Origin of the sequence: Streptomyces sp. NPDC012510 (assembly GCF_042955065.1) — a bacterium.
In the GTDB taxonomy this organism is placed as follows: Bacteria; Actinomycetota; Actinomycetes; order Streptomycetales; family Streptomycetaceae; genus Streptomyces.
In genome coordinates, this window is the sequence record NZ_JBIBEN010000011.1 from 135,907 (window position 1) to 148,132 (window position 12,226).

A 12,226-nucleotide genomic window follows, 5' to 3' on the forward strand; every position below is an offset into this window, starting at 1 on the left:
CGGCTACTTCAGCCGGGTGTCGACGTCGATCAGGGAGCGCTCGCGCGGGTCGAGGAGGACGCCCTCGACATCGGAGGCGATGCCCTGCACGACCTTCTCGTGGACCAGCGGGAGGACGGCGTCGGTGCGCAGGATCTCCGCCTCGGCCCGCATGATCTTGTTCTGGCGCTCGGCCGTGTCGCCCTCCTCGGCGGCGGACTTGATGGCCTGGTCGACCTCGGAGTCCTTCAGCCCCGCGATGTTGTAGACGCCGTCGCTCGTGAAGTCGCTGGCGAGGTAGGCGACGGCGTCGCCGGTGTCGAGGAGGGTGACCCGGGAGAAGACGAGCGCGTCGTACTTGCCCGCGAGGAGGTCGGCCTCCATCTGCGTGTACTCGCGCACGTCCTGCTTCACGGTGAACCCGGCCTTCTCCAACTGCTGTTGCAGGACGGTCGCGGCCTCGGGGAGTTCGGCGCGGTTGGTGTAGGTGGCCAGACGCAGGGTCCTGCCCCGCGTCTTCCCCTTCACCTGCGGGGTGGTCGCGGCCTCGGCCCGGCCGGTCACCTCGACACGCCGGTCGGCGGCCCAGGGGACGGCGGGTCCGAACAGGCCCTGCGCGGCGTCGGCGTAGCCGCCGAAGACAGAGTCGACGAGGACGCCGCCGTCCACGGCCTCGCGGGCGGCCGAGCGCAGCGTGGCGTCGGTGAAGAGGCCGCTCGCGGTGTTGAGGATCAGGCTGTCGGTGCGCACGGAGGGCACCTCGTGGCGGGTGTTCTCGTCGAGGAGCTTCGCCTGGGCGGTGGGGATCCACTCGGCGATGTCCACGTCGCCGCCGCGCAGGGCGTTGGCGCGGGCGGTGCCGTCGGCTATCCAACTGACGTCGACGCCGGACGCCTTGGCCTTGCCGCCCCAGTAGCCGTCGTAGCGGTCGAGCGTGGCCTTGGTCTTCCCGGTGAGCCTGGTGATCTCGAAGGGGCCGGTGCCGGTGCCGACCGGGCTGACGGTGCCGTCCTTGGCGTACGCCTCGGGGGAGAGGATGCCGAGGGCGGGGCTGGCGAGCCGCAGCGGGAGCACCGGGTCGGCGTTCTTCGTGGTGATCGTGACGGTGTCGGCGTCGTCGGCCTTCACGGTCAGCGTCACGTCGCTGAGGACGCGGGGCTTGGTCTCGGCCTCGTTCGCGTGGGTGAGGGCGTTGACGACCGACTCGGCGGTGACCTCGCCGCCGTCCTGGAAGGTGGCCTCGCGCAGCTCGAAGACCCATGTCGTGGCGTCCTTCTGCTTCCAGGATTTCGCCAGGGCGGGTGCGGCGGCACCGTCCTCGCCCAGGGCGGTGAGGCCCTCGGCCACGGAGAGCTTGCTGAGCACGGTGGCGTCGTTGCTGTACGGCGACAGGGCCTGCGCCGGCGGCACGGCCAGAGCGACCCTCAGCCGACCGGTGGATCCCGCGCCGCCCCCCGTGCCCGAACCGTCCTCGCCCGATGCGAAACAGCCGGCCAGCAAGGGACTCAGAGCGAGCGCCGCGAGGAGGCCGCGGGAGGAGGTGCGCATGGTGGGTCCTGTCGTACGGAGATGGGGCATGCCGCCGCTCGACGAACGCTGCGAGGGCTTCGCCAAGCATATAAGGCAAGCCTTACCGTAATGCCTCGGGTAGGTGAATCTTGATCAGCTTGCGCTCCGGAGCCCACGTCCAGGCTGCCGCACCTCGTCGCCGAGGCCTCGGCGCGGAAGCCGGCGCCTCGTCAGTACGAGACGACACCCACGACCTCGGCTTCCCTTCTCCCCGTCATGGGCCGACCGCCCGACGGGCTCACGGGCGAGAACGCATGGCGGGCGGCGCCCCGCGGGGCGGCCGAAGCCCTCATGGCCACACCGCGGGTGTTCCCGCGTCCGGACGGATCGCCCCCGCACGTGTTCGACTTCGACACGGCTCGGTCGGCGGCCGATCGTGCCGAACACCGTGGAGGGCCACTACCGGCATCGTGCCGAACACCGTGGAGGGCCACTACCGGCATCGTGCCGAACACCGTGCAGGGCCACTGCCGGCATCGTGCCGATCCCGTGGGCCGGCACGGGGCCGTACGGATTCACGACCCTCCACCGGCGGGCCGGGCACCGTCAGCTCCCGGCCACCTCGCGCCGACTCGGAAACCGTGCGTCGAGCGACGTGCGATATGTCAGGTCTCTGTCGTCGGTGGTGCAGACAAGTCCCCGGAGCCGAGGAACCGTTGGCGAGGGGCGGGTGCCTTCGTGCGGGTCGGGGCACGCGCCACCGGTCCGGGCCGGAGTCGTCGGGGGCGGTGCGCCGGCCGCCGCCGGGGACCGCGGCCGTGTCGACGCGGCCGGCAACGCCCACCCGGTCGGCCACTGTCGTCGGCGGGGGCGGACCCGACGTCGATACGGCGGCCCCACCCAGTCGTATGCGGTGGCGAGGACGGGACGTCGGGAGGGCCGGGGACCGGCATGGACACACGCGGCTCACTCTTGCACGCGGCTCACTCCTCCCGCATCCAGGCCCGGGTTCCGAACGTGGCGCACGCCCGTGAGGCCACCGCGGTCGCACCGCGCAGGGCCTCGACAAAGCCCTCCGTCGTCAACACGCCCTGGACCGCGAGGCGATGGGTGAGAGCCCCGTGCAGCACGTCACCCGCGCCCAGCGTGTCCGCCACCGTTACGACAGGCACCTCCACCGTGCCCGTGTCTTCGGGCCCCTGCCACAGGACGGATCGTCCCCCTCGGCTGATCGCCGCCCAGCCGACGCCATGGTCCCGCAGGAACCGCAGTGTGTGCGTCGGCGCGCTGGTGCCGGGCGGACGGAAGTCGTCCGAGCAGACGGCCACGTCGATCAACGGCAGCAACTTCTCCGTACCGGGTTTCCAACTGCCTCCGTCGAGGACGACCGGACGGTCGGCGGCACGCGCCGCGCGAGCGGCTGCCACGGCCAACTCCATGTGGTGACCGTCGAGTTCCACGATGTCGCAAGCCGCCACCAACGCGTCGAGATGCTCGGGCGGGGCGAGCCGGTACCCCGTCGCGTTGGTCGAGGCGACGGCACGGTCCCCGCTGGACGCGGTCACCAGGACGGACGACACCGCGGGCGGCTCGACCGAGTCGGCCGCCAGGTCCACCACGGTCACATCCAGCGAACCCAAATCCGCCGCGACCGCCACACCCAGCGGGTGGGAGCCGAGGGCGGTGAGAAGCGTGGCCGCGCCGCCCAGGTGGGCGAAGGTGGCGGCCGCGTTGGCCGCCGGGCCGCCGGCGGCCACGATCTGTTCACGCGCCGTGAGTTTCTCGTCGGGGCCCGGAACGTGGTCGACGAGCTGGATGACATCCAGCGTGCACAGGCCGACGAACAGCCCTCCGGGCAGCCTTCCGGGCAGTCTTCCCGAAGCCGCGGCCACCGTCGGCCCCCGCACCGCATCCGTCAAGATCGCCCACTCTCCCGCCGCCCGACCGACGATCGACCATCTGGCGATTGTCGGTACCGCGTCAACGTATGCTCCGGCCGTGGCCGATTCCGAACCCATGCGGCTTCCCGGCATGCCGCTGCACGATCCGTTCATCGTCGCCGACTCCGAGACCCGCTCCTACTACCTCTACACGTCCAACGACCCCTCCGTGTCGGGCGTGGACGGCACCGGGACGATGGTCTACCGCAGCCAGGACCTGCGTGACTGGACACACCCTGCCGTGGTCTTCCTCACCGCCGAACAGCCGGGGATCTGGGCGACAGACGGGGCGTGGGCGCCGGAGGTGCACACCTGGGCGGGCAGGTACTACCTCTTCACCACCCTGCACAACGAGGACAGAGCCCTGCCGGTGCCCCCGCCCAACCGGTGGGGCACGCCGTTCCAGATCCCCAACTACATGCGCGGCACCGTCACCGCCGTGTCGGACTCGCTGATGGGCCCCTTCACGGTCGTGGACCCCTCACGTCCGACGCCGCCCGAGACCCTCATGACCCTCGACGGCACGCTCCACGTCGACCCGTCCGGGCAGCCCTGGATGGTCTACGCGCACGAGTGGCTGCAGACCATCGACGGAACCATGGAGGCGATCCGCCTCGCCCCGGACCTGACCGGAACGATCGGGGACCCGGTCTTGCTCTTCAAGGGCTCGGACGCGCCCTGGCTGACCGAACAGATCCCGGGCGGCGCACCGCACCAGCTCCCGCCCTACATCACCGACGGACCCCAACTGCACCGCGCCCCCGACGGAGCGCTGCTCATGCTGTGGTCGACGTACGAGAAGAACCGGGTCGGCCGGGACGGCACGATCAGCGGCGGATACGTGCAGACCTACGCCGTCGCGGAGTCCGGCGACATCACCGGCCCGTGGCGGCAGCGACGGCCGCTGGTCCGGGACGACAGCGGTCACGGCATGCTGTTCACCACCTTCGACGGCCGACTGATGATGGTTCTGCACCGCCCGTTCGAGAACGCCCGGGGCAAGCTGTACGAGATGCGGCTCGACGGCCACGAGCTGCGGGTGCTGTGCCGGCGTACGGACCTCGACGGCGGCGGATGAGCAAGGGCCGCACGACGAGGGGCACTTGCTGCCGCCGGACGTACAACTGAGAAAAAAGACGGTGGGCGTCGTCAGTACGACGCCCACCGCCCGTCACCTGCGCCTCGGACTCAGCTGCACTTACGTCCGGTGTTGATGCACTGGACCGCCTTGTTCATCAACTGCGGGTTGAAGACGTTGATGAAGTCACCGTGATCGGTGACCGGCTTGTGCTGCTGCTCGGGGAAACTGTCCAGCGAGAAGAACGGACGGGTCTTGCCGTTGTCCTTCACGCTGGGCGCGTCCACGTCGTACACCAGACGCTGCACCAACTGCGGGATGGCCTTGAAGCCGGCCGGGCAGTTGCCCCTGGCGTCGGCGAAGGCCACGTGCGTACGGTGGTTGGCGCTGTCGATGTTCTTGCCGTCCCAGCAGCTCTGGAACTTGAAGGTGCGCACCACGTCGCTGCCCGAGGGGCAGAGAGGGTACTTGTCCTTCAACTGCACCCTGTTCTCGAAGCCGGTGCAGCTCCAGGAGGCGTTGGCGTTGGCGGTGCCGTTGACGAAGGCCTTGGCGTCGCCGGTGATGATGCGCAGGAACTTGGGCATCGCCACCACCTTGCCGCGAGGGCTGCCCACGAAGTCCAGCGTCGCCTTCTTGGCCGTCAGGATCCGACCCGTGTTGCCCTCGGCGCCGCCACCCTGCTTGGCCGCGTCGAACTCCTTGGTGCCGTCCTGCAACCGCAGCACCGGCCAGTAGTACGACGACTTGTCGCCCTTGTTCTGGCAGCTCGTCCCAGCTCTGGCGAAGTCCTGGTCGCTGGAGAAGGCGTCGTTGTCCTGGTTGCCGACGTAATCGTGCATGTGGTGCGCGCCGTTGGTGACACCGGGCGCCACGATGACGTTGTCGCTGTTGTACAGCTTGTTGGCGTTGACGCCGCACTTGGTGACGAAGACACCCCTCGAGGCCTGCGCCGACCTGGCCGGCGTGCGCACATTGGGCTTCACCTTGGTGATGTCCACGAAGTCGGCGGCGACGGGGCCGTTCCCTGCCGCACCGGCGTTGTTGTTGCCGCCCTGGTTGTTGCCGCCACCCTGACCGGGGGTCGGCTGGCCGGTGGCGCGCAGCGTGCAGGCGGCCAGAGCGTCAAGGCCCTGCGGCTTGGCCGCCACACGGCCGATGGCGATGGCGATCCGGTCGATCGCCGCCTTCCGCTTGTCCTTCAGCGGGCCCACGATAGCGTTCTGCGCGAAGTTGGGGTCCTGCTGAATGGCCCTCTGAGAGGTGGAGAGGCGCTGGTACGCCTCGGATATCTGCTTGTCGAGGAGCGCGAGTTCCCTGTCGACCTGAGCCTTGGCCTGGGCAGGCACCGAAGTCAACTGCTGGCCGACGTCGGGGCAGTCGATGGTGGACGTTCCGGCCGCGAGCGCCTGGTTCTGGGCGGAGCCCTTCGACGTGCTCGTCTCTCCGGCCGAGGCGTAGATGTTGACCGCCACCAGTCCACCGGCGCCAATGGCCAGTGCGGCCACCGCGCCCACGGCCCGGCGGGTGGTCTTCGCTCTTCTTCGCGTGCTGCGTCTCATCAGGCCTCTCAAGGACATCTCCGGAGCCGGTACGACTTCCGGCACGGGTCAAACGCGCCCTCACATACGGATCTGCGCGCAGAATGCTCAGCGGTTTCTCAGATTCGTAGGTTTCTCCATGCGCAAACAGGGCATTGGCTCCCACATTCCCCCTTCGCCCCGGCTTCCGTCCCGGAGACCCCTGCCTCGACCGCCTTCATGCCATGGCCACCGCGGGCATCCCATGGGTGGACCTCCACCGGGCCGCGTCTCGTTGTTCAGGGGCTACGAGAACTGGAACGACCGCATCAGCTCCGTGGTGTGAGAAGCCGCGCATCATGAGGGGCAGCCGTTCCAGTGAGTCACGGCCGCCCGTCGGCCCGGGAAACCACTGCTCCGGTCCGCCTCGAGCCTATCCCCGCGCATGCGTCACTCATGGGTGGGGGACGACCTCGTGAGCCCGTCGAGTTGAGCGGCGAGGTCGGGGTGGTCGGCTCTCAGGTGGGGGCGGGTGGCGTTCAGGGGGTGGACGAGCGCGACGGGGTCGTCCAGGGCGAGGGCCGCTCGCAGTTGGCTGAGCGGGTGGCGGGCGGCGACGGGGAGATCGGTGAGACCGGTGATCTGACCGGCGATACGGCGCAGGTCGCCGGCGTTGTGACGGGCCCAGGTGGCGAGGGTGCGGTCGGCGGCGCGGCGTTCGCGGGTTGCCTGGACGCGCTGTTCACCGGTGGATCCGGCGGGGCCAGGCCGGTTGCGCAGGTAGCGGCGTTCGGCGGCCTGGCGACTTGCGACACCCAGGGGGTGGGCGAGGTCGGCCCAGCTCGCGCCCGCGTGGCGGGCTGTCTCGATCAGGCCGGTTTCCCATCCGGCGAGCTGCTCACGGATCTGCCGGAGCAGCAGGAGCGAGGCCAGAGCCTGCTCCGGGTCGGTGATCTTGGCGGCGACGGGGCCGGAGGCCTCGTGCTGGGTGGCGGTGAGCGCGTCGTTGATGGCTTCCAGAGCCGTCGCGGCGGCGAGGAACGAGGTCGGGTTCTGCGGGGCGGCGACCGGGTTGCCGGCTGCCGTCTTCGACCCGTCGCCCGCCATGGACCCGTCGCCCGCCACCGGTCCGTCTCCCGCCGTCGGCACCTCTTCTGTCATGGCACGTCTCCCGTCATGGCACGTCTCCCGTCATGAAACGCCTCCCCGAGGCGGAGTGTCATCCTTTCGACGACATCAGGTTTGTCATCCATTGGATGACATGTTACAACGGAGTCAGCGAGGCGCATTGGCAGGTACTGCCCTGACCTTCTGGAGGTGTTTCGTGATGTTGATGCGCACCGACCCCTTCCGCGAACTCGACCGGCTGGCCCAGCACCTGACGGGCCCGGGCACCTGGACCCGGCCGTCCGCGATGGCGATGGACGCCTACCGCGAGGGCGACGAGTACGTGGTGGCCTTCGACCTTCCCGGCGTCAGCCCGGAGGCGATCGACATCGACGTCGAGCGGAACATGCTGACCGTCCGGGCCGAGCGCCGCCCCGTGACGAAGGCCGACGACGTACAGATGGAGCTGTCGGAGCGGCCGCTGGGTGTCTTCTCACGGCAGCTCGTGCTGGCCGACACGCTGGACACCGAACGCATCAAGGCCGACTACGACGCCGGGGTACTCACCCTGCGCATCCCGATCGCCGAGCGCGCCAAGCCCCGAAAGATCGCGATCGGCGGGGAGTCCTCCCGCAAGGAGATCTCCGGCTGACCCGGGCGCCCGTGCCGATCGCCAGGCGGAGGACGGGGCACCTGATCTGCTCCTCACCCGTCCCGTCCTCCGCGCCCGCCGGACTCGAGAAGGAGGAGGTGGCGACGTGACGCTGCGATGGGACGCGTTCCTGGACCAGGTGCGGGAACGCGGCGAGTACGCCGACAGGCAGGAAGCGGAACGCGTTGCCCGAGTGGTGCTCGCCCTGCTCGGCGCACACCTGGTCGGCGAGGTCCGCGCCCACCTGGCGGCGCGTCTGCCGGAGGACTTCGCCCTGATCCTGCTCAACCCGCTGCAGAGCGCCGAACCGCTGTCCCCGGAGCGGTTCGTGCGGGCCACGGCGGCCTGGATCGAGGGCGCCACCGACCAGACCGCGGCCTGGGACGTCAGCGCCGTCCTCAGCACCGTCGCCGACGCTGCCGACGAAGATCTGCTCCAGCAGATCCTGTTCCAGCTCCCCGCGGGCTACGACCTGCTCTTCGGCCGTCCCCAGCCCACCTGACCGCCCCCGACCCGGCGTCGGCGCACCACGCCTGCTGCCGGGCCACGGACCCAGACAACAGAAAGGCAAGCACCGCAGTGATGTCCGACCGGCGTGCGCCCGTCCAGCACCCGTCCGCGATGACGTTCGAGCAGATGCTGGAGAAGGTCCGTTACGACGGCGCCTACCCCACCCGGGAACGAGCCGAGGAAGCAGTCCGCCTGGTCGTATCCGGACTCGGACGCCAGCTGACCGGCGACGAACGCGTCGAACTGGCCGCCCGCCTTCCCCTTGAAGCCGCACGCGTCCTTGCCCAGGAGATCCCCGACCCCCAGCCACTGACAGGCTGGGCCTTCGTCAAGGACCTCGCCACCCGCACCGGCGCCCCCCTGGCGACCACCCGCTGGGACACCGGCTCCGTCCTCGCCACCGTCGCCGCCCTGGCCGGCCCCGAACTGCTCACCCGCATCCTGCGCCGGCTCCCCTCCGGCTACGCGCTGCTGTTCGGCCGCGCGGAACTGGTCCAAGCCGCCTGAGGTCTGTTGTCACATTCCCGTCGTCGCCAGGCAGGCGGGAATGTGACGACAGACCCTAGAAGCGCTGCCCGGTGGGTCGGACGCTGCCCGCCTTCCACGTCACCGCGTGGTGCGGTGACGTGGAGCTGACCGACAGTTCACCACCGACCTCGCCGAACGGCCGACAGCCCCCGACCCGGCCGGCAGCCGATCCGCCCCATCCAAGTCGGGACAGCGACAACGGCACCCCTGCCATGACAGCCGTGCCCCTGTCGTATCGGACTCGCCTTCGTCAGGCGGCGGCGCCGGACGAAGGCCCCGACGGGCCGGACGCACGGGTGATCTGGGCTACTCGGCGTCCCCAGGGCCTTGCATGCGGACACGTGGGTCGGTCACCGCACCCTGTCCGCCTCCGCCTCCGCCTCCGGCGCCGCCGTCGGCCTCCTGAGCAGATACGCGCCCGCGATCGACACCAGAAGAGCCATGCACGCGATGAACACCAGCCCGGCCCCCTCCAGGCCGATGGATTCCGCCAGCAGCCCCACACCGATGACAGGCACCGAGATCCCCGCGTACGCCACCACGAACAGCGCGGAGATCGCGGCCGCTCGCCGCTCCGCGTCGGACGCCGCGGCCACGGCGGTCAGCGCCCCGCGAAACGCCAGCCCCTGCCCGGCCCCGCCCACGACGGCGCTCAGCACCACCAGTGTCAGCAGGTCCCATCGCAGTGCGCCGGCCAGCAGCGCCAGCCCGGCAAGGAGCCCGGCGCAGCCCAGGGGCAGGGACCTGCTCATGCCCACTCGGCCGACGGCCAGCTGCCCGGCGGTCGAGGCGAAGAAGGCCAGCGCCACGACCAGCCCGCTCACCGCGTGGTTGCGCACGTCCAGTGACTGGGCGAGGAAGGCGGGGCTGACCGACGTGAACACCCCGAACAGAGCGAACCCCACGAAGGAGGCGGCGGCCGCCGGTCCGAAGACCGCGCGCACCTGCGGGGTCAGGCCGGGCCGTTGTGGCCGTACGGAGGTCGGCGGGCGGCGTTCCCGCACGGTTTCCGGGAGCCGCAGCAGGACCGCGGCCGAGAGGGCCACCAGAGCGAGGTGGACGGCGAACGGCAGGTACAGCGGCCGGTCGGCGTACTGCGCGAGCACCCCGGCGAGCAGCGGACCGCAGCCGAGCCCGCCCATGTTCGCGGCGGTCGCCACGAACGTGGCCCGCGAGGCACCGCCACGCGGAGCCAGCTCCATGACGTACGCCGTGGCGGCCCCGGTGAACAGGCCCGCGGACAGACCCGACAGCAGCCGCCCCGCGTACAGCCAGCCCAGCGCGGTGGCGCACAGGAAGCAGACGGCACTCGCGGCCGCGCACCCGAGGCCCCAGAACAGCACCGGACGCCTGCCCACGGAGTCCGAGGCGTTGCCCGCGAGCAGCAGCACCCCGATGACTCCGAAGGCGTAGACGGCGTAGACCACTGTGACGGTGAGCTCGGAGAAACCGAACTTCTCCTGGTACAGGCCGTAGAGAGGTGTCGGCAGGGTCGTGCCGGTCATGCATACGGCGAACACCGCCCCGCTGAGCAGGCATCGGCGCCAGCGTCCAAGATCACCGTCCATACCGCTGAAGGTAACCTCGCCCGCTGCCACACGCGCACTGACGCCCGCCGAGTGACCGGCCGGCATCGGCCGCTCCCTTGTACGCCGTGTACCACCGGAGGAGCGACTCGGCACCCGTGGGCGTTGGCCCCGCCCCGGTGACGTGTGTTCATTCCGTCGGCGTGCCGATCCGAAGCCGGTTGCCGTCAGGGTCGCGAAGCTCGATCTCACGCGCCCATGGAGCGTCCCTCACCTGCACATCGAATGCGGTGGCGAGCGCATCGACATCGTCAAGGCGGAGGTAGACCAATGTGTCGGGTCGGGCGTCGCCCTCGTGCTCCGAGAGGAACAACCGCACCCCGCCACGGGCGATCTCGACGAACGCGGGAAGCCCCGCCTCGAAGCGGTGTTCCCACTGCTTGGCAAAGCCCAGCCGCTCGTACCACCCGACCGCCACCACAGCGTCCTCGACGCGAAGAATGGGGATGACTTCCTCGTCCATGCGGCCCATCGTCGCAGACCGTTGGACACGGCGAACCTTGTCCGACGCGGTGCCGTGGGACAGGCGTCGGCGACCGCGACGGCCTCACCGGCCCGCCACCGGACATCGCCTCGCCCGCAGCGGCCGTCGTCCTGAGGACGTGGGGAAACAGGAGCCCCAGATGAGAATCTGCTGTCGCCGAGCGCACTAGGGGCGAGGAGTGCATAACCTCGTGCAGGAAGACGGCAGATGCTGTTGCGTAACCATTTCGAGGAGGCGGTGGTGCTCGGAAGAGGTACGTGGTTGCTCGCGGGAACCATAACCGTGGTCTGCATGATGCTCGTCGGCCCCAGCGGACCAAGCGATGCCCTCTTCGCCAGGTCACTGCCCGCAGAGGCCGACAAGGACGTGGTACCGAACCGAGTCATGACGTGGAACATCTGCAACCCCTGCGACGAGAGCAACGTCGACCGGGCAGCGGAGCTCGCCTCGTACGCTCCCCAGGTCATCGGCCTGCAAGAAGCGTGCGTGCGTGATGTCGAGAGGATCCGGGACTATCTGAAGAGCCTTCACGGGCTGGTCTACCACGTCGAGTACGGGCCGGTTCTTCAGCACTGGGGTCGCTGCGGGGGAGTGCCGTGGAACCCGGGCGGCTTCGGTCAGGCGGTGCTCTCGGCGGCACCGATGACAGACCCAGTCCTGGTGGAGTACCCCGACGGTGGATCAGAGGACCGTGGGTACTTGGCGGTCACCACCACCGTGGCCGGTCAGCCGGTCCGGCTCTACAACACACACCTCGCCCAACGCCGCCAAGAGGCAGTACGGGCGGACCAGACCCGCGTACTCGCCGCGGACGCCGCCCGGTACGACCGCGCGATACTTCTCGGCGACTTCAACGCCGTGCCGGACGCCCCCGAACTCTCCCGAATATGGGCCCAGGCAACGGACACCGACCCCGAGTGCCGCCCCTCGTCCACCGGAGGCTGCCAGGTGACCACCGACTGGCAGAGCAAGTTCGACTACGTTTTCCTACGAGGCATCGCGCCGCTCGAACACCACGTGCGTCCGACCCCGTACTCGGACCACCACCTGCTGTACACCGACCTGGACCCCGCATGAGCGCGCACCCCGGCCGACTCGGCTGTCTCGCCCGAGCCTTCGGCGCGGCCTCCTCCTCGCCGGCACCAGTGGGGACGGCCACGCCGAACTGATCGCCGCCGCGCCCTACGAGGACGCCGGTGACGGCGCGATCTGGCTCTTCCCCGGCGGCCCGGACCGCCGATGACCCGAGTCTCCCCGACCTCCGCAGGCCGGACAGGCGGCCTTGTTCTGCGGAAACAGCACCGGTAACCGTGGTGAATTCGACAAGACACCG

The 12,226-nt window shown here is 70.0% G+C and carries 12 protein-coding genes; 6 read left to right on the forward strand and 6 right to left on the reverse strand.

All coding sequences use genetic code 11. The features are described from left to right. Window positions 1-3 precede the first annotated feature (3 nt). On the reverse strand, window positions 4-1,527 hold the full coding sequence (locus ACFY9I_RS21640; RefSeq protein WP_391003936.1) for an ABC transporter substrate-binding protein: 1,524 nt from the start codon (window positions 1,525-1,527) through the stop codon (window positions 4-6). A gap of 944 nt (window positions 1,528-2,471) precedes the next feature. Beyond that, complete coding sequence (locus ACFY9I_RS21645) at window positions 2,472-3,380, reverse strand: PfkB family carbohydrate kinase (protein ID WP_391004253.1); 909 nt, start codon at window positions 3,378-3,380, stop codon at window positions 2,472-2,474. A gap of 124 nt (window positions 3,381-3,504) precedes the next feature. On the opposite strand from ACFY9I_RS21645, the gene ACFY9I_RS21650 reads away from it, so the two are divergent. Beyond that, window positions 3,505-4,506: a family 43 glycosylhydrolase gene (locus tag ACFY9I_RS21650; protein WP_391004255.1), complete on the forward strand. Its 1,002-nt coding sequence runs from the start codon at window positions 3,505-3,507 to the stop codon at window positions 4,504-4,506. Window positions 4,507-4,616: 110 nt separating this feature from the next. On the opposite strand, the gene ACFY9I_RS21655 is transcribed toward ACFY9I_RS21650, so the two are convergent. Then, the gene (locus ACFY9I_RS21655; RefSeq protein ID WP_391003938.1) at window positions 4,617-6,068 is read right to left on the reverse strand and encodes a DUF1996 domain-containing protein; all 1,452 of its coding nucleotides are present in this window, start codon (window positions 6,066-6,068) and stop codon (window positions 4,617-4,619) included. A 408-nt stretch (window positions 6,069-6,476) separates the two neighbouring features. Beyond that, entirely contained in the window at window positions 6,477-7,133 is a 657-nt protein-coding gene (locus tag ACFY9I_RS21660) for a type III effector protein (protein ID WP_391004257.1), read from the reverse strand. Window positions 7,134-7,353: 220 nt separating this feature from the next. Here ACFY9I_RS21660 and ACFY9I_RS21665 point away from each other — a divergent pair, with 220 nt between their 5' ends. From ACFY9I_RS21665 to ACFY9I_RS21675, 3 genes are all read left to right on the forward strand, one after another. After that, on the forward strand, window positions 7,354-7,785 hold the full coding sequence (locus tag ACFY9I_RS21665) for an Hsp20 family protein (RefSeq protein WP_391003939.1): 432 nt from the start codon (window positions 7,354-7,356) through the stop codon (window positions 7,783-7,785). Window positions 7,786-7,891: 106 nt separating this feature from the next. Further along, window positions 7,892-8,287, forward strand: a complete 396-nt coding sequence (locus ACFY9I_RS21670; protein ID WP_391003941.1) for a DUF2267 domain-containing protein — start codon at window positions 7,892-7,894, stop codon at window positions 8,285-8,287. An 80-nt stretch (window positions 8,288-8,367) separates the two neighbouring features. Then, window positions 8,368-8,802 carry a DUF2267 domain-containing protein gene (locus ACFY9I_RS21675; protein WP_391003944.1) on the forward strand — a complete coding sequence of 145 codons (435 nt, stop codon included), beginning with the start codon at window positions 8,368-8,370 and terminating at the stop codon, window positions 8,800-8,802. A 371-nt stretch (window positions 8,803-9,173) separates the two neighbouring features. Here the strand turns inward: ACFY9I_RS21675 and ACFY9I_RS21680 are convergent, their stop codons facing one another. Together ACFY9I_RS21680 and ACFY9I_RS21685 are read right to left on the reverse strand one after the other, a co-directional pair. Further along, window positions 9,174-10,391 carry an MFS transporter gene (locus ACFY9I_RS21680; protein WP_391003947.1) on the reverse strand — a complete coding sequence of 406 codons (1,218 nt, stop codon included), beginning with the start codon at window positions 10,389-10,391 and terminating at the stop codon, window positions 9,174-9,176. Window positions 10,392-10,539: 148 nt separating this feature from the next. Next, window positions 10,540-10,872 carry a glyoxalase superfamily protein gene (locus tag ACFY9I_RS21685; protein ID WP_391003949.1) on the reverse strand — a complete coding sequence of 111 codons (333 nt, stop codon included), beginning with the start codon at window positions 10,870-10,872 and terminating at the stop codon, window positions 10,540-10,542. A 228-nt stretch (window positions 10,873-11,100) separates the two neighbouring features. Here ACFY9I_RS21685 and ACFY9I_RS21690 point away from each other — a divergent pair, with 228 nt between their 5' ends. Together ACFY9I_RS21690 and ACFY9I_RS21695 are read left to right on the forward strand one after the other, a co-directional pair. Further along, on the forward strand, window positions 11,101-11,970 hold the full coding sequence (locus ACFY9I_RS21690) for an endonuclease/exonuclease/phosphatase family protein (RefSeq protein WP_391003951.1): 870 nt from the start codon (window positions 11,101-11,103) through the stop codon (window positions 11,968-11,970). 22 nt (window positions 11,971-11,992) lie between these two features. Then, window positions 11,993-12,136, forward strand: a complete 144-nt coding sequence (locus tag ACFY9I_RS21695) for an FG-GAP repeat protein (protein WP_391004259.1) — start codon at window positions 11,993-11,995, stop codon at window positions 12,134-12,136. The last annotated feature ends 90 nt before the right edge of the window (window positions 12,137-12,226 follow it).